This is a genomic window from Paenibacillus sp. P13VS, assembly GCF_015143645.1.
Lineage (GTDB): Bacteria > Bacillota > Bacilli > Paenibacillales > Paenibacillaceae > Paenibacillus > Paenibacillus xylanilyticus_A.
In genome coordinates this window covers 299,333-315,125 of the sequence record NZ_WYEV01000005.1, presented here as the reverse complement: position 1 = coordinate 315,125, position 15,793 = coordinate 299,333, and the positions used below count along the sequence as shown (strand labels likewise).

The following is a 15,793-nucleotide window of genomic DNA, read 5'->3' as shown; positions in this document are numbered from 1 at the left end:
AGATTTATACTTAATCTAAATCAAAATTTGTTTCAATGTTTCTGGGAATCATAGCGATCGATGGATTGCTGTGTCATCGTATATATTTTGGAATGGATTAATAAAGGAGAATTGCCGTGAAAACTCTAAATCTGACGATACAAAGACAGGCCGTATATGATGTAGTACGCCACTCGGAAGACCATCCGACTGCTGCAGACGTGATGAACCGTCTGGTCGAACAAGGCTATAATCTCGCCTATGGCACCGTATATAATTCGCTGCGTTATTTAACGGACAAAGAATTGATCCGGGAGCTTAAGCTGGGTGAGACTGCCAGCCGATATGATGCTCGCATGGATGACCACCAGCATATTATGTGTGAAGTCTGTGGCAAAGTGGATGAGGTTATGACAGAGGTCCCTTCGGCGTGGATGCAGCAGGTGGCCGAGGAAACCGGTTATGCAATTGATCACGCTCATGTGGTCTTTGGAGGTGTCTGCGGGGAATGCAAAAACAAACGGATCAAGTAAAAATCAGGATGTCTGATCGACGTTTGCCGCTGCGGGTCAAGCCAGCTCTTACTGATCCGGCTCCCTTTGTGGAAGCTTGTCCTGTCACACGGCGTGTCATTCTGATCAGTCCGATGCCAGGCCAGGTTCATGAACTGGTCAAAGCGTTGACGGATAGCTGCTTCGATGTATTGGTGTTTCATCGTTGGGAACCGGATCTTCATGAACGGCTGGTATTTGATCTGTTGATCTATGATCTGTCTGTGGCTGGAACGATTGATGCGTTCGCTGGCATCAGCAGCCGTTTGAACCGGGAGGCAGAGCGTATGGCACCTTGCCTATATCTGGTGGGCGAGAATATGATAGGCAGCGCAAGCGGACCCATGCTTCAGGAAGAGCTGCTGGTGTGGCCAGCCCGTCCGCAGGAAGCACTGTACCGGGTGCAGCGCATGATTGGCAATAGTCCGGTTACGCCGAAGCGCGGCTTCTTGCCTGAGGAAGGGCAACGGATCAGCTTCAAGGACCTGTGGCTGGATCGGGAGCGGATGAGTGTTCAGCGGGACAATGAGCGGATTCACTTGACGAAGACCGAATACGATCTGCTGCTGAAGCTGATTGATGCCAAAGGAGCTGTCATTTCCCGGGAGGAGATGCTCAGCGATATTTGGGAGACTGATTTTACGGGTGGAAGCAATGTAGTTGATGTTCATATCAAAAGCTTGCGCAAAAAGCTTGGAGATAACGCAGCTTCCCCGCAATATATTGTTACAGTAAGAGGAGTGGGCTACCGCCTGGCGGATTAGTCCGCTTTTTTTTATTTCTAGTTATTTATGACATAAGCAGATGTTCATCCTTCATTCATGAAACGATCAGGATACTCATGATAACCTCATGCGAAACTCATGCAGATTCTCTATGGGACATGTTAGAATCATTTTAACAGTTAGATCAAGTCTAAATGTATATTTAAAGTAATGACGAATATGATTTAAATAATAGATACACAGGCATGAGGCCATCATGAGGAGGATGCAGAGATGACAGAACATATGACAACGAACCAGGGAGCACCCGTGGGTGATAACCAGAATTCCCGCACAGCAGGCAGAAGAGGACCGACTCTACTTGAAGATTATCATTTGATCGAGAAGATTGCCCATTTTGACCGTGAACGTATTCCGGAGCGGGTCGTGCACGCCAGAGGCGCGGGTGCTCATGGGGTATTTACCCTGGAGAACAGTATGAAAGAGTTCACCAAAGCGGATTTCCTCCAGGAGCCTGGTACGGAAACACCTGTACTGGTCCGTTTCTCCACGGTAATTCACGGAACGGGGTCGCCAGAGACTGCGCGTGATCCACGCGGGTTTGCCGTCAAGCTATACACGCGGGAAGGCAACTATGATATTGTCGGTAACCATCTGCCTGTATTCTTCATCCGTGACGCGATGAAATTCCCGGATATGGTGCATTCCCTGAAGCCTGCGCCAGATACGAATATTCAAGACCCTGCACGGTACTGGGATTTCATGACCCTTTCACCTGAGTCCACACATATGATGACGTGGTTGTTCTCTGATCTGGGTACGCCTGCGAGTTACCGTGAGATGGATGGATTCGGTGTGCACGCCTTCAAATGGATTAATGCGCAAGGCGAGATCCACTACGTGAAGTATAAGTGGGAGTCTGCACAGGGTGTGCGCGGCTTCTCTCGTCAGGAAGCGTCTGAAGTGCAAGGACAGGACTTCAACCACGCTACCCGGGATCTGTATGACCATATCAAAAATGGCCAGTATCCGCAGTGGAAGCTGCAGGTACAGCTTCTGAAGCCGGAGCAGATGGATGATTTCTCATTTGATCCGCTTGATCCAACCAAAACCTGGCCGGAAGATATCATTCCGTTTCAAACGGTAGGAACCATGACCCTGAATCGCAATCCGCAAAACTTCTTCGCTGAAGTCGAACAGGCGGCTTTCTCGCCAAGTGCATTGGTGCCTGGGATTGAGCCATCTGAGGATAAACTGCTGCAAGGACGCCTGTTCTCCTATCCGGATACCCAGCGTCACCGCCTTGGACCAAACTATTTGCAGATTCCGGTGAACTGCCCGTATGCACCGGTTCGCAACCATCAGCGCGATGGACTCATGAATGTGAATCAGGATCCCTCCCCTGTGAATTATGAGCCGAACAGCTCCTCCAGCAGTCCACAGGAAGATCCGGCATACCGGGATACTCAGGTGCCGCTGCACGGTCATGTTACACGGGAGAAAATTGAGAAAACCGATGATTACACGCAGGCAGGCGAATTGTTCCGTTCCTTCACGGCCGAAGAACAGAATAATCTGATTGATAATCTGATTAATGACCTGAAAGGTGTTCCGGCCCAGACGCAGATGCGTGCATTATGTCACTTCTTCCAGGCTGATGGACAGCTTGGCGGACGTCTGGCTCGTGGACTGGGTGTAGATATCTCGGCATACATGCCATCCGGCAGACCGTAAATAAGAGACATTATTAATATTTTTTCATAAGCTTGTAGGTAATAAATGAATACGGATAAGGCTGGGCATGACTGCAGAGAATGCAGGGCTGTCCAGTCTTTTTGCTGTCTTTGCAGCCGAGCTGGCTTCTCATATATGATCCCAGTGATATTCTGAAATGGAAAACAAATTTACAAATCATTTACAATAAATAGCTGACATAGAGGTTGACTTCTCGTTTGATGGCACTACAATGGGTAGTGTGAGGGGTGTCTGAACATGAAAATACACAATTTTAAAGTGGGTGAGCGTGGGCTGAATCGTTTTTTTGGCCCGCTGGAAGCGAAGATTATGGATATCTTATGGGCGCGTCCAGGTAGCAGCATCCGTGAGGTGCAAACAGCACTTGAACAAGATAAAGATGTTAATTTTAATACCGTCATGACGGTTATGAACCGGCTCGTGGACAAGGGTCTGCTTCGCAAAACACAGAAGGGCCGGACGTCACTGTATCACCCTGTACAGAGCAAGGAGGAGTTTATGAACGACCAATCGAAGGAGCTGTCGCATGAACTGGTAGACGAATTCGGTGCACTTGCAGTGAGCCACATGCTGGATGCACTGGATGAAGCCGATGCGGGGTTGATTGAACGTCTGGAGCAGAAGATCAAACAATGGAAAAAGGATAGCGACTGATATGTGGAAGGCCCGCTCGAAACTGTTGTTTACTGTCGGGTTTGGCATTCCGCTACTTGTGTTCATTCAAATGTTTATGTACGCCATGTACAAACTGTTTGGCTGGGACATTCCCTTTAATCTGCTCTGGCTGTGCAATCACTGGATGAGCCGTATGGGATGGTTGTCGGTAGGCCACTTTTTGATGCTGCTTGTCGTGCTAACCTTTGGAGGAACAGGCTGGCTGTTCATGCATCGAATGATGAAGACGCGAGCAGCTGTACGCAAGCTCCATGCGATCGAGAACCAAGAAATGTCCAGAGCACTTGAGGTCAAGTACCGCCATCTCCAACAACCGGGGTTCATCGTCGTGGACAAGCAGTCACCGATTGCTTTTACGATTGGTTTATGGAGGCCTTACATTGTTCTCTCGACGGGGTTGCTCGGTATGCTCGATGCTGAAGAAGAAGCAGCTGTTGTGTATCATGAAGTACATCATCTATGGCACCGTGATCCGTTGAAGACAACGCTGCTGTCGGTGTTTGCCATGATGATGCCGTATATTCCTGTTTTGAAGCATACTTCAAAACAATATCATATCGTCCGCGAAATTTTAGCCGATAATGAAGCAATTGAACGTACGGGAAATGCAGCGGGAATTGGCAGTGCCTTGCTCAAGCTGATCCGCGCTTGTCCGGAACCATGGCGCGTAAGGGAGATGGCTGTGCAATCCTCGTTTGCCGATACGTCGGTGAATGTGCGCATCTCTCGTTTGCTCGATCCGGAACAAGATGTTGAGCTGGCTCTCCCGTGGTTCGCCATATTAATGTCGGCGACAGTGTTTTTGTTGATGTCAGTTTTGTTTGTTTGGTCGATCGGATAAATTGAATGTGACACACTTTAATGTCGAGGAGGAAGATGTACATGAATAGCAGGAGTGTAGAGATTGGCTTGTTCTTCTTAAGAATCATGATCGGGCTCATCTTTGTATTGCATGGGTGGAGCAAGTTTGAAGGTGGAATCAGCAGTGCGGTAGGTTTTTTTGAGAGCATGGGTATTCCTGGGTTCCTCGCATCCGTTGTTGCCATTATTGAGCTGGCCGGCGGGGCCGCGATGATTCTTGGATTGGGAACACGTGTGTTTGCTGCTTTGTTTATTGTCTTGATGGCAGGGGTTCTGTTTACGGCCAAAGTAGGTCAGCCATTTGTTGGTGGTACTGAATTTGACTACCTGACGCTGGCAGGTTCCCTGACCTTGCTATTCACAGGCAGCCGCTTCCTCGCGGTGGATCAGTTGATAGCTAGACAAGGTAAGGTTCAGAATGCAAGTTCATAAGACGCACCGTTTGTGAGCATGTATTTCATAAAAAAGCAGGCTAAGCCTGCTATTTAAGCCTTTTCCTGCTGGATTGGTTTGCGGGTAATTATACTTGTGAACTGCTCTGGCAGGAGAAGGTTTTTTTATTTTGGACGCCAAGCCTAAACTTTTGGTACAATGAGAATAAGTATGCTACTAAGAAAAAATAAGAACATTACGGAGGATGTGCTTTATGATTAATATCATTCCATCTGAAGCCCGTGCCAGCTTCGACCGGGGCTGGCTGCGCGGCAGTCACAGCTTTTCCTTTGGAGAATATCAGGACGCGGAGAACACAGCGTTTGGGCCGATGCGGGTAGCAAATGATGATGTGATTGCACCTGGGCGTGGTTTTGGTGCACATCCGCATAGTGACATGGAGATCGTATCCATTGTGCTGAACGGCAAGCTTCGTCATGAAGACAATCTTGGCAATGTAGCTGTAACCTCGTTTGGGGGAATTCAGCGAATGTCCGCGGGCAGCGGCATGATTCACACCGAGCATAATGCATCCGATACGGAAGAGGTACGTTTGCTTCAGCTCTGGTTTATGCCTACGACGAGAGGGCTGCAGCCTTCGTATGAGACGACATCATTTGATCCTGCTGCACTAACGGGAGCGCTCCTTCCTGTAGTATCTCCTGAAGGTGGACCGCGGGTTGCATCCATTCATCAGGATATGACCATATATCTAAGCCGTTTGACTAAAGGTGAGGCATTAACATATAAGCAGGATGAGGGACGTCGCCAGTATATTTTTGTGATTGAGGGTAAGCTCGGACTGAATGGTGAGCACGATTTAACTGCTGGCGATACAGCGAGGGTAGAACAGACTCAGGTCACGGAATTTCAGGCAAGTGAGGACGCGTTCTTCATGCTCATTGATTTGCCTTAACTTGAGTGGAACGCAGCATTTAATAGACACGAGCACTAAGGGAGGATATACGTCTATGGCACAGCAGGAATGGTTTATGGTTAAACATGGGGTGACCGGGCGAGGTCTGGCGAATAGCAAAATAGATTCCCTGTCCTATCGGTTCCAAAAAGAGGGCGAAGGCTTCGTATTCACCGTTACAGGTTTGGATGATCAAACCGTGGAACAGATCATTGAGCTCAGACAGGAGCTGAACGTCTTTCGATTCGTACAGCGCAAGGATCAACCCCTCCTGAAGCACTGGTACTATGTCCAAGGAGACCGGGTTGCATACGATAAGGATCGTGGAACCCTTACGATTTTTGCGAATTCCGAGATTCGTTATGTGCCTGAAGATTACTTTGCTGATTAATGATCATACGTAGATGGGTCTTCCATACCGGAAGGCCTATTTCTTTTTGTCTATTTCATATGGCATGTGATGTTTTTTAGGTTGTTTTAGGAAATCCCAGAAATTGCGAAGTTACGGAAGGTTGACATCTGGAAATTAATATAGATATAATCCATATTAATTGATAATGAATATCAATATCATATGGAAGAATAGAGTCATTATGTTGTCATAAGGCTATCGGTGAGGGGTTTAGTAGAGAGATGAAGTTAGGTTATATGTTGATCGCACTGGTTGTTCTGTCTTTCGTTTACATATTTATCGGCAACTCGGACATTTCGCCCCTGGATATATTCCACTTGACCCCAGTGCAGCTGCAGGTACTGCAAGTCAGCCGGTTTCCCCGTCTGATCAGCATTCTGGTCGCGGGCATCAGTATGAGCGTGATTGGTCTGATTATGCAGCAGCTGACACGCAACCGGTTTGTTTCGCCTACAACAGCAGGCACCATGGATTCCGCAAGACTTGGAATTCTGGTGACCCTGATGTGGTTCCCTGGCGCGTCCTCTCTGCAAAAAATGCTGGTTGCCTTCGCCTTTGCCCTGGCAGGTACGCTGATCTTTATGCGAATACTCGAGAAGGTTAAATTCAAGGACACGATCTACATCGCTCTTCTGGGCTTGATGTTCGGTAATATCGTTAGTTCGGTGACGACCTTTTTTGCTTACAAAAACGATTTGATCCAAAACATATCCTCTTGGCTGCAAGGTGACTTCTCCACCATCATGAAGGGCCGATATGAATTGATCTATATCAGTATTCCGCTGCTGATTATCGTCTATCTCTTCGCCAACCGTTTCACACTGGCGGGGATGGGAGAAGACTTCGCAACCAACCTGGGCCTGGCATATCGGAGAGTGGTGAACCTCGGATTGATTCTGGTAGCCATGGTCTCGGCTGTAGTCATTATCACCGTAGGCACCATTCCGTTTTTGGGTCTGGTCGTACCCAACATTGTGACGCTTTATAAGGGAGATAACTTGCGTGACACGCTGCCCCATACGGCCGTACTTGGAGCGATATTCGTTCTGGTCTGTGACATTCTGGGTCAATTGATTGTTTATCCGTACCAGCTGTCCATCAGTTTGACAGTGGGAGTCGTAGGCAGTGTGCTGTTTCTGTATTTACTGCTTCGAAGAAAGGCAAATGGGTCATGAGAATGAAATATTCAGCGAATACGCTAAAGTTTGGCATCTTGATCGCAGCGGCGCTCATTCTGATTGGTGTGTTTCTGGTCATTCAGTCGGGGGGCAACTGGGACTACATCCTGCCGCGCCGGGGGAAGAAGATTCTGGCCATCGTGCTCACCGGAGCATGTATTGCATACTCAACGGCCATCTTCCAAACGATAACCAACAATCGCATCCTAACGCCTGGCATCATGGGACTCGACTCCCTGTATATGCTGTTTCAGACGTTTGCGGTGTTTGTATTTGGAAGCAGTCACATCAGCTTTGTAAATAAAAATCTTAATTTTGCAGTGTCAGTCCTGCTAATGACTCTCTTTGCCCTGCTGCTGCATCAATTCATGTTCAGGCGGGAACGAGGGCGCAATATCTATCTGCTGCTGCTTGTGGGCCTGATTCTGGGAACGCTCTTTCAGAGCCTATCCTCCTTCATGGAGGTCCTGATTGATCCCAATGAGTTTCTCATCCTGCAAGGCAAAATGTTTGCCAGCTTTAACAATGTAAATACGGATCTGTTGATCATTTCGATGGCTTCCATCCTTCTGATCCTGCTGTATGCGCGGAAATTCACGAAGTATCTTGATGTTCTGGCACTTGGGAAGGATCATGCGGTGAACCTCGGTGTGGATTACCACTATATCGTGAAACGGCTGCTGCTCGTTGTCATGGTGCTGGTGTCCATCTCTACTGCACTTGTAGGTCCGATCATGTTCCTGGGATTGCTGGTCGTGAATCTGGCTCATCAGGTGTTCCGGACACACCGGCATACCGTGCTGATCTGGGGCTCGGTCATCATCGCCGTCGTTGCCTTGGTAGGCGGACAGCTGATCGTGGAACGGGTATTCACCTTCTCCACAACCGTAAGTGTCATTATCAACTTTGTAGGCGGTGTGTATTTCATCTATTTGCTGCTAAAGGAGAGTAAGTCGTGGTAGAAGTCAGAAATGTCTCAAAACAATACGGCGGCGTCCGGGTAGTGGATGACGTATCACTGAATATTGCCAAAGGCAAGATCACGTCCTTTATCGGACCGAACGGTGCCGGCAAAAGTACACTGTTATCCATGATCACCAGGCTCATTGGCAAAGACACCGGTCAGGTCCTGATTGAAGGCAAGGAAATTGAAGGCTGGAAGAGCAAGGAGTTATCCAAGAAAATATCCGTGCTTAAACAATCCAACCATATCAATATCAGGCTGACGGTGGAGGATCTGGTGGCGTTCGGTCGTTTCCCTTACTCCCAAGGACGGCTTACTCCGGAAGACCGTCAGTGGATACAGGAAGCCATTGATTATATGGATCTTGGTCCGTACCGCAAACGGTATTTGGACGAGCTTAGTGGTGGACAGCGGCAGCGGGCGTACATCGCGATGGTTATTGCCCAGAACACTGAATATATTCTGCTGGATGAACCGCTGAACAACCTGGACATGAAACATTCCGTGCAGATTATGAAAGTACTGCGCAGAATGGTGGACGAGCTTGGCAAAACGATAGTCATTGTCATTCATGACATCAATTTTGCATCCTGCTACTCCGATTATATTGTTGCGCTCAAGGAGGGCCGGGTTGTTCAGGAAGGTAAAACCGAAGATATCATTGATACGGAAGTATTACAGCAGGTATATGACATGCATATTCCGGTGCAGGTGATTGATGGACGCAAGATTTGTGTGTACTTTTCGTAAGAAAATTAAACCAATATAGAGAGTGAGAGGTGTCTATTTATGAAAAAGGGTTGGTTGTTTACGCTGCTCGTTGTATTGTCTGTGGTGCTGGCAGCATGCGGAGGTAATAAAACAGCGGAGAATGCGGGTGCGAGCACAGGTACAGGTTCAGAGGCCAATGCGGGGGCAGCACAGTCCAATGAGGAGATTGTGATTAAACATCAACTTGGCGAGACCAAAGTGAAGAAAAATCCGCAAAACGTGGTGGTGTTTGACTATGGTGTACTGGACACCCTGGATCAGTTGGGCGTAGAAGTTGCCGGTGTTCCTCAAGAAGGCGTTCCTCCATATTTGGAAAAGTATAAAGACGCCAAGTACACCAACGTGGGCAGTTTGAAAGAAGCCGATTTTGAGAAAGTAAATGCGATGAGCCCTGACCTGATTATTATCTCGGGACGTTTGGCCGATTCATATGAAGAATTGAGCAAGATTGCACCGACCATTCATATGGCAGTAGACAACGAGGATTACATGAATTCCCTGACGGAAAACGTGAAGACACTTGGTGAGATTTTCGGCAAGGAAGCAGAAGCGGAGCAAGCATTGACGACCATTGAAGCATCTGCCCAAGCATTGAAAGACAAGGTAACGGCAGCAGGCAAAAACGCACTGATCGTGCTGACAAACGAAGGCAAACTGAGCGCATATGGTGCAGGCTCTCGATTTGGAATCATTCATGACGTATTTGGTTTTAAACCAGCAGACGCCAATATTGAAGTGTCCACGCATGGACAGAGCGTTTCCTTTGAATATGTCATGGAGACCAATCCGGATTACCTGTTTGTGGTAGACCGCAGCGCAGTGGTTGCAGGCAGCGGGGAAGCAGCTCCAGCTAAACAGGTCATCGAGAATGATCTGGTTAAGAATACAACAGCGTACAAAGAAGGACACATTGTGTACCTTGATCCGAACTACTGGTACTTGTCCGGTGGCGGCCTGGAATCCATTCAGGAAATGATCAAGGAAGTGGACGCAAGCGTCGAATAACGGAAGTATATAACAGCAACATATTGGAATGGGGAAGAAAGGATCTCTGCGAACGCAGGGATCTTTTTTTTGTTTTCCTGAAGACGGAAGCATGCATGGATTTTTGTAAATCGTCCACATAATTCCCGTTCATTTGGCACAAGCTACCTTGTATAAAAAAAGAGCGGAGGGACGGACATGGCCGACAGGACAACAGGAAAAGAAGCTGCCTCAAACGCAGCCGAAAAAAAACATATCCCCTTGGGGCTGCCGTCTCCGCCCATACTGAAGCAGCCGATCGGATTGACGCATGAGAGCCATATGCTTGCCCTGGAAGACATTTTCTCGGACAGTTCGGATGTGGTATTCCGCAATGTCATGATATCCCCTGAAGTTCAGGGACTTCTGGTGTATATCGAAGGGATTGTCAACTCAGCTGATATCCAGGATCATATGCTCCGTCCACTCATCCGGGGGCTGGTCGAGCAGCGTACCGATGAGCCTGACGTCCCCATCGATGATACACGCATTGCGCTAACACAGGTGAAAAAGGTGGACTCCTGGGCGGAAGCAGCCGATGGTGTGCTGGAGGCATCGGCCCTACTGTTGATTAATGGAAGCCGGGAAGCCTGGCTCTTTAATGTCAAAGGCGGCGTGCGCCGGGGAGTAGAGGAACCTCAAACCGAATCGGTTATTCGGGGACCCCGCGAAGGATTTACGGAGACACTTCGTGTAAATACAGCTCTGATCCGATTCAAGTTGAAGAATTCGTCACTCAAAATGTTGAGCATGACCATCGGGACAGAGACCAAGACCAATGTGGTATTGACATATCTGGACGGAATAGCGGATTCGAACCATATCAAGGATGTCAAGGACCGCCTGAACAAGATCAAGATTGATGGCATTCTGGAAACGGGATATATCGAGGAATTGATTGAAGATCATCCATATTCCCCATTCCCACAGATGCATTATACGGAACGCCCGGATACGGTCGTGGGGAACCTGCTGGAGGGCCGCTTTGCGATTCTGGTGGACGGCAGTCCGTTTGCCCTGATTGGTCCGGTGACCATGTGGCAGATGCTGCAGGCCAGTGAGGACTATTATGAACGGTTCTTTATCACCAATCTGGTGCGATGGATCCGGTTTCTGTTCGTGGCCATTGCCTTGTTTCTGCCAGCGCTTTATATCGCCATCACAACGTTTCATCAGGATATGCTTCCAACAACGTTGATTCTGAGTATTGCCGGAGCCAGGGAAGCCATTCCGTTCCCGGCTTTGGTGGAAGCTCTTATTATGGAACTTTCATTCGAAGCCTTGCGTGAAGCGGGGGTCAGGTTACCGAAGACGGTGGGTCAGGCAGTCAGCATCCTGGGTGCACTCGTAATCGGGCAGGCTGCGGTTCAGGCCGGGATTGTATCGGCGCCCATGGTTATCATCGTATCCATGACAGGTATTGCATCGTTTACCATCCCGCGCTTTAACTTTGCCATTACAGTTCGTCTGCTGCGGTTTCCGATCATGCTCCTCGCCGGAGCACTTGGACTGTACGGTATTGTTATCGGACTGGTATTGATCTCGGTCCATCTGACGCAGATGACTTCCTTCGGGGTCCCTTATCTGTCAGGGCTGAGTCCATATCACAGAACGGATACCAAGGATATTGTAATTCGTACACCATGGTGGAGAATGATCAATCGTCCTTCCACGGTTCATCATGATAAGAAGCGGATGAACGCCAAGATTAATGGATCGCCGGAAGCAGAGGAGGGGTGGTAAGCTCATGCATTTCATGCAGAAATACCGCACCGTAGTGCTTTTGTTCCTGTGTACCCTTTTGTTATCTGGCTGCTGGGATCGGGAAGAGATTAATGATATTGCCTTTGTCATTGGCATAGCCGTGGACAAGGAGAAACAGGATTACAGGACAAGTCTGCAGATTGCGCTTCCGGGTCAATCCGGTGCTTCGGGAAGTGAAGGCGGCGGGGGAGGGACAAGCGGGGACAAATCCTGGTTCATGCTGTCCACAACCGCCAAAACGTTTCGCGGGACCTCGCTAGAAGGGCAAAAGGCTCTATCCCGGCGCCTCTATTATGCCCATCGTCGTACGCTGCTCATCGGAGAGGATCTGGCCAGGGAAGGCATTGCTCCGATGCTGGACCTATTAACCAGATATCCGCTGAACCGCCTGTCAGCCATGCCAGTCGTGACCAAGGGGGAAGCATTTAAGGTTCTTGATACAGACGCACCGATTGAAAAATTCCCTTCGGAGATGGTACGGGAGCTATGCTTCCTGAATATGCGGCATCCGCGCTCCCTGAAAGTATTTATCGACTCCATCCTCTCGGACGGAATCGATCCCTTTCTCCCGATTGCTTCCGTTTCGGAAAATGTACCGAAGGATTGGAAGGATGTCAAAACCAATATCAAGCTGGATGGACTGGCTATCTTCAAAAAGGACAAACTGGTGGGAATGATCGAAAAGGCACCAGCAGATGCACTGATTTTGGCCATGGGTGAAGCCAATACGCCAGAGGTAATGGTTAAAGCTCCAGAGGGAGAGGGGACGTTGTTCCTGAAGCTGAACGAAAACAATTCTTCGTTCCAGCCGCATATTCGTAATGACAAAGTGAGTGTCACGATTCAACTATACGCCAAGGGAGTTTTGGTGGATAACGAATCGAATTACGGCGACCTGCGGGAACGTGAGATTTTGACGCTTAACGAAGCTGTTCACAAAAAAGTGAAGGAAGATATCGAGGAGGGCGTAAGGCTGCTCCAGAGCAAGTATAATGCCGACATTCTGGGGCTGGGTCGTTCCATACATCAGCAGATGCCGAAAGAATGGGACAGGATCAAGGAACGTTGGTATGACATTTATCCGAATATGGAAGTCGTGGTAGAGCCCCATATCGTCATTGAGAATGTAGGCATTACGAATAAGCCGATTGGATTGACCGAGGAGGAGATCGTGCATGATTAAGCCGCTCATGTTTACTTATCTGGCAATGGTCATCGCTGTTGTTTTCATGGACTTTAAGCACTTGAAACAGGCAGCGGCGATTAACCGATGGTTATCTTATGGGGTAATTGCAGTAAGCATCGGGATTTGGTTTCAGGTTACTCACCTGAGTAAAACCTTCTTCCTAACTGTATGGTTAACACACTTGATCCAGCGGCTTCTTCCATTACCTTGAACAGGAACCTGGTCTAGGACGTTTGGCTTGTTAACATAGAAAGGAGGGAAGGAATGAATCAAGGGGTTACCAACCGTCAACTGGTACTGCTTATCATGCTATTAAGCATAACAAATACGCTAATACAGCCGCATGCTCAAGCGATATTTTATGCTGAGCAGCATGCCTATCTATCCTATATCCCCGTTTTTATCGTTATGGTTGGCTCCATGTGGATGTTGAATCGTGTACAGGGGAGATTTCCTGATCAGGACCTGTTCGAATCTTTGGTCGAAAGGTTCCCTCTGTTGGGACGGCTGGCAGGGTCGTTGTATATCTTCTTCTTTCTGATTGTGTTTGCCCGTGACATTCGCCTCATCGGTGACTATGTCAGCATCACTTTATTGGAGACAACACCAATCTCGATCATTGTACTGTCTCTGTTGGTGATGGCAGTGTTCATCGTAAGGGGCGGGCTGGGTTCTCTGATTGGGATGTCCGAGTTATACATTACACTCTTTTTATTGAACTCGGTCATTGTTCCATTCATGCTCATTCAACAAATCAATCTGGATAACCTCATGCCATACTTTGATATTGATGCTGCAGGTGTGGGCAAAGGAAGCTGGTATATCTTCTCTTTCTTCGGGGAGATGATAGCATTGCCTTTTGTGGTCAAGGGGAGGGACTTTCGTTTCAAATCCGTGGCATGGGGGATTACGATCGCTGCCCTGCTGATGATGTTAATCATGGTGGAGACCATTACTTCAATTGGTGTACCCATTGCATCAAGGCTGGTATATCCATCTTACGAGCTCGCCAGACAACTGCAGGTCAGTGATTTTCTGGACCGATTTGACCTGGCTTTAGCTGCAGTTACCCTGCCGGCGATGATCACGAAAATTGCCTTTGATCTGTTTTTTATCTGCTGGGGATTGAAGCGAATGATTCCTAAGGTATCCGGGAAGCTCATGACAGGTCCTGTTGCACTGGTAGGATTCGTATGTGCGTTCTGGTTTTTCAAAAATGCAATTCAGCTGTTCCGCTTCACGCGGGAATGGACATGGATTGCCATTCTGTTCGAAGTGATCTTTCCAATCATTCTTTTTGTGTTTCTTCGACCACGTAAAAAGGAAAGGGGTTCCTCACGCCAAGGAGAGAACCATCGCGATACAACCCAAAAACAGCATGAGCAGGAGAAGAAAGGACGCAATTCCGATCAGGAAGACAACACAGGAAAAGATGAAATGCAGGGGGGCGAGCTTCAGCCTTCCTGATGCCAATCATAAAAAATCGTTATAGAAGAACACGCCAAATGACGTGAAACAAGGTTTCCCTCCATGAAACTACCCTGTATACTGTAGTCAAACGAATGACGTTCGGACGAACGAACTGGGGGGAACATGAATGGCTCAACATTTGGCCGGTATACGTGTAGCACTGACGGGACCGCGTAAATCCAAGGAAATGGCGTTGTTAGTTGAGAAAATGGGTGGTATTCCACTCGTGCGGCCAGCACAGGGAACGGTATTCCTGGATGATCGGAACATACGCGACGGTCTCGTCTCCTTGATCTCTGATCCACCCGACTGGGCGGTATTAACTACAGGCATGGGACTGGATGCCATATTTGAAATGGCAGAGGATATGGACATAGCTGGTCAACTGCTGGATGTCTTGGCGGAAGCCTCCATTGCAGCAAGAGGATACAAAACGGTGAACTCACTTCGCAAGCGCAAGCTTGCACCGCTGGTCCGGGATGATGACGGTAGTACGGACGGACTGATCCGAGAATTCGCGCCACATAATCTTGCCGGCAAAAAAGTCATGCTCCAGCTTCATGGAGAAACTGCACCGAAGCTGGTCAACTGGCTGGAAGAACAGGGTGCTGAAGTAAGACAGGTTCTGCCTTATCGCCATGTACCACCGGAAGAGGCCGAACTGGAACTGCTTTTGAATGAAATCGTGCAGCATGAGGTCGATGCCGTAGCATTCACCAGCGGCCCCCAAGTACGGTTTCTGGCAGCATACGCAGCTTCCCAAGGCAAGCTGGAACAGATGCAGCAGGCTTTCCGGGACGGTGTGATTCCTGCATCTGTAGGTAAGGTGACTGCAAACGCCATGCGTGAAGAAGGAATTGAAGCACTTGTTGTTCCGGAGGAAGAAAAGATGGGAGCACTCATCGTTGAACTGGGACGATATGTTGCTGCAGCACACGCAGAAAAATCCTGATAAGTAGATCAGGACGCAGGTCTGTTAAAGGATTCGATAAGATCGTTATGAGAGCTACATATATGGATATCAACATTCAAGTTCTGATCTGTTCTGGATCAGAACTTTTTTGTGTTTTGTCTGAACATAGAATTGTGGACAAGCATCATAAGCATGGACATTTTTTCCTGAGCGGTGTT

17 protein-coding genes are annotated in these 15,793 nt (G+C 48.3%); all 17 read left to right on the top strand.

All coding sequences use genetic code 11. From position 1 onward, the window contains the following. The first annotated feature begins 116 nt into the window (after window positions 1-116). Window positions 117-512: a Fur family transcriptional regulator gene (locus GUA98_RS15145; protein WP_127537336.1), complete on the top strand. Its 396-nt coding sequence runs from the start codon at window positions 117-119 to the stop codon at window positions 510-512. Next, window positions 488-1,294 carry a winged helix-turn-helix domain-containing protein gene (locus GUA98_RS15140; RefSeq protein WP_153980256.1) on the top strand — a complete coding sequence of 269 codons (807 nt, stop codon included), beginning with the start codon at window positions 488-490 and terminating at the stop codon, window positions 1,292-1,294. The genes GUA98_RS15145 and GUA98_RS15140 overlap by 25 nt, the downstream gene beginning before the upstream one ends. A gap of 234 nt (window positions 1,295-1,528) precedes the next feature. After that, entirely contained in the window at window positions 1,529-2,989 is a 1,461-nt protein-coding gene (locus GUA98_RS15135) for a catalase (RefSeq protein WP_153980255.1), read from the top strand. Between the two features lie 258 nt (window positions 2,990-3,247). Continuing rightward, on the top strand, window positions 3,248-3,664 hold the full coding sequence (locus tag GUA98_RS15130) for a BlaI/MecI/CopY family transcriptional regulator (RefSeq protein WP_095291044.1): 417 nt from the start codon (window positions 3,248-3,250) through the stop codon (window positions 3,662-3,664). A gap of 1 nt (window position 3,665) precedes the next feature. Next, on the top strand, window positions 3,666-4,526 hold the full coding sequence (locus GUA98_RS15125; RefSeq protein WP_153980254.1) for a M56 family metallopeptidase: 861 nt from the start codon (window positions 3,666-3,668) through the stop codon (window positions 4,524-4,526). A 41-nt stretch (window positions 4,527-4,567) separates the two neighbouring features. Beyond that, a complete protein-coding gene (locus GUA98_RS15120; protein ID WP_153980253.1) occupies window positions 4,568-4,978 on the top strand; it encodes a DoxX family protein in 411 nt (136 codons plus the stop codon). A gap of 214 nt (window positions 4,979-5,192) precedes the next feature. Beyond that, a complete protein-coding gene (locus GUA98_RS15115; RefSeq protein WP_193723601.1) occupies window positions 5,193-5,894 on the top strand; it encodes a pirin family protein in 702 nt (233 codons plus the stop codon). A gap of 55 nt (window positions 5,895-5,949) precedes the next feature. Beyond that, complete coding sequence (locus tag GUA98_RS15110; RefSeq protein WP_153980251.1) at window positions 5,950-6,285, top strand: hypothetical protein; 336 nt, start codon at window positions 5,950-5,952, stop codon at window positions 6,283-6,285. Window positions 6,286-6,527: 242 nt separating this feature from the next. Further along, entirely contained in the window at window positions 6,528-7,481 is a 954-nt protein-coding gene (locus GUA98_RS15105; RefSeq protein ID WP_153980250.1) for an ABC transporter permease, read from the top strand. 2 nt (window positions 7,482-7,483) lie between these two features. Next, on the top strand, window positions 7,484-8,446 hold the full coding sequence (locus tag GUA98_RS15100; RefSeq protein ID WP_153980249.1) for an iron chelate uptake ABC transporter family permease subunit: 963 nt from the start codon (window positions 7,484-7,486) through the stop codon (window positions 8,444-8,446). Next, window positions 8,440-9,198, top strand: coding sequence for an ABC transporter ATP-binding protein (locus tag GUA98_RS15095; protein WP_153980248.1), 759 nt, complete (start codon window positions 8,440-8,442; stop codon window positions 9,196-9,198). The genes GUA98_RS15100 and GUA98_RS15095 overlap by 7 nt, the downstream gene beginning before the upstream one ends. A gap of 39 nt (window positions 9,199-9,237) precedes the next feature. Further along, window positions 9,238-10,224, top strand: a complete 987-nt coding sequence (locus GUA98_RS15090) for a siderophore ABC transporter substrate-binding protein (RefSeq protein ID WP_153980247.1) — start codon at window positions 9,238-9,240, stop codon at window positions 10,222-10,224. A 177-nt stretch (window positions 10,225-10,401) separates the two neighbouring features. Beyond that, a complete protein-coding gene (locus GUA98_RS15085; protein WP_153980246.1) occupies window positions 10,402-11,985 on the top strand; it encodes a spore germination protein in 1,584 nt (527 codons plus the stop codon). A 4-nt stretch (window positions 11,986-11,989) separates the two neighbouring features. After that, on the top strand, window positions 11,990-13,189 hold the full coding sequence (locus GUA98_RS15080) for a Ger(x)C family spore germination protein (RefSeq protein WP_162010001.1): 1,200 nt from the start codon (window positions 11,990-11,992) through the stop codon (window positions 13,187-13,189). Beyond that, the gene (locus tag GUA98_RS15075; protein WP_153980244.1) at window positions 13,182-13,403 is read left to right on the top strand and encodes a hypothetical protein; all 222 of its coding nucleotides are present in this window, start codon (window positions 13,182-13,184) and stop codon (window positions 13,401-13,403) included. Before GUA98_RS15080 ends, GUA98_RS15075 begins: the two co-directional genes overlap by 8 nt. A 53-nt stretch (window positions 13,404-13,456) precedes the next feature. Then, window positions 13,457-14,659, top strand: a complete 1,203-nt coding sequence (locus GUA98_RS15070; RefSeq protein ID WP_153980243.1) for an endospore germination permease — start codon at window positions 13,457-13,459, stop codon at window positions 14,657-14,659. Between the two features lie 130 nt (window positions 14,660-14,789). Then, on the top strand, window positions 14,790-15,614 hold the full coding sequence (locus GUA98_RS15065) for a uroporphyrinogen-III synthase (RefSeq protein WP_153980242.1): 825 nt from the start codon (window positions 14,790-14,792) through the stop codon (window positions 15,612-15,614). Window positions 15,615-15,793: the final 179 nt, after the last annotated feature.